Below are 1847 nucleotides of genomic sequence, written 5' to 3' on the forward strand. Positions count from 1 at the left end.
ATGTAGTGAAACATTTTTCCTCTCTTCTTCAACACACGAAACGCTTCTCGATAAAATTCTTCTGAATACAATTCTCCTGCAAGCGCAAACATCGGTGGGTCGTGTATAATGAAATCAAAATAGTTTTCATCAAACGTTTTTATTTCCTCAAAACTATTTCCAATTCTCCTTTTAATTTTGGAGTTGGAAAATAATTCTTCCGACCACGGATTGAGATGACAAATTTCTTCAACCATTTTATCAAACTCAATCGTAACAACTTCATCCGCAGTTTTCGACGCTTCAATTGCAGTGTAACCAAGCCCCATACACGTATCGAGAACTCGTCCTCGAATCGGTGTAATTGTTTTTATTTTACTTTTTGTATCAAGCGTAGGATTTGTTCCAACAATTCTGTGCATTGTTTTTCCCGAAACAAGAAGCGTAGGAGATTGTTCTGTTGGACAAAGCGAATAAAATCTTCCAGTCGTTTCGGAATACATTTGGATTTTTTTTGCCGCACAATTCTGCAAAAGAAAACATCCGTTCTTCTCGTCGAAAATTTCATTCAACGTTTCAAAACGGATTTCTGACGAATCGGGAAAAATTATTTTGTCGGGAAGGATTGCAACTTCGATTTCCCTAACACCTAAATCGGAAGAAGTGAGCGCAGAATCTTTTCCTTGTTTAATCGCTTGCAGGATTGGCGAAACTTGATAATGCGAAAGAGCAAGCATTTCATTTCTTCAATGATTCGTGATATTCTTTGATGCGCTTCACATAATTCAACGTTTCTTCGTGTCGCCATTTCGGAACTGATGGAGCAATTTCTTCGATGTGTTTCCACTGTTTGCCATCGAGGTTTTTTTTCGTTGCAATTTTTTCTGCATTCCGAATTGTTCCAAGTCCCGCATTGTAACTTCCAAAAATAAAATTCAAATGATTTTCCAAATCACGCTCATCGTCCCATTGCTTCCACAGTTGCCTATCGTACAAAATCCCCGCGGCGATGTTCCATTTCGGGTCATCAATATTGGTGAATGCCGGATTTGCCGATTGCACGTCTTTGAATGTTGACGGCATCAGTTGCATTAAACCAATCGCGCCAACTCCGCTTTTCGCTTCGGGATTCAAACCGCTTTCTGCAATGGATTGCGCTTTGAACACTTGCCAATCGAAACCAACGCCAAAATACCGCTTGCTATATTTACGAAAATAATCGTCGTAGCGTTTTGTAAAATCAATTGCAAAAAGTTTTTCTACGGAAAGCAAAAAAAGAATAAGAAAAAATTTCAACATCATAAATTCCTTTTTCCTAATTCAGCGCTCCGCCGATAATTATTCCGAGCGCAATAAACAATGCACCGATAACAATTGCTACGGCGAGATTTCCTTTTTTCAGTTCTTCAGGAAAATCGAGTTGCGGAGTCATCTTGTCGAATATCCAATACGCAAAATAGAGAATGCCTAACCCAATAAGCGCGTAAACAAAGTTGAGAATGATGATTGTGTAGTCCATAGTTTGTAAATTGATAATGTATAATTGAAAATTGAGAATGAAAATTTATTTGTTACGGAAAGTTTTGACGAAGCGATTATCGTGATTTTATTAAAGTGATGTATGCAAACGCTCGATGAGTTCTTCCGCTGTTTCGCTTTTCAACTCGCCTCGATGAAATGCGGCGATTGATTCTTTTGCGTTATTTGCAATTTCATTTCTTCGTTATACAAAAAATCCCGTAGGGATTGAATGTTAATAGAATCGTTATTCCTAACAATACCTAAACGCCATAGGCGTTTAATGTTAATAGCAAACAGGAAAAGATACATTACAACTCCGTAGGAGTTGAATATTTAACCCCTTCGGG

Annotated in this window: 3 protein-coding genes; all 3 read right to left on the minus strand. The window is 38.0% G+C overall.

The genetic code is table 11. From position 1 onward, the window contains the following. Positions 1 to 716 (minus strand): methyltransferase (locus FJ218_11425; protein MBM4167512.1); only part of this gene is annotated, 716 nt, incomplete at its 3' end. Position 717: 1 nt separating this feature from the next. Next, the gene (locus tag FJ218_11430; GenBank protein ID MBM4167513.1) at positions 718 to 1281 is read right to left on the minus strand and encodes a transglycosylase; all 564 of its coding nucleotides are present in this window, start codon (positions 1279 to 1281) and stop codon (positions 718 to 720) included. A gap of 13 nt (positions 1282 to 1294) precedes the next feature. Beyond that, positions 1295 to 1498, minus strand: coding sequence for a DUF350 domain-containing protein (locus FJ218_11435; protein MBM4167514.1), 204 nt, complete (start codon positions 1496 to 1498; stop codon positions 1295 to 1297). Between the last annotated feature and the right edge of the window lie 349 nt (positions 1499 to 1847).

Source organism: Ignavibacteria bacterium (assembly GCA_016873775.1).
Taxonomy (GTDB): Bacteria; Bacteroidota; Ignavibacteria; order UBA10030; family F1-140-MAGs086; genus JAGXRH01.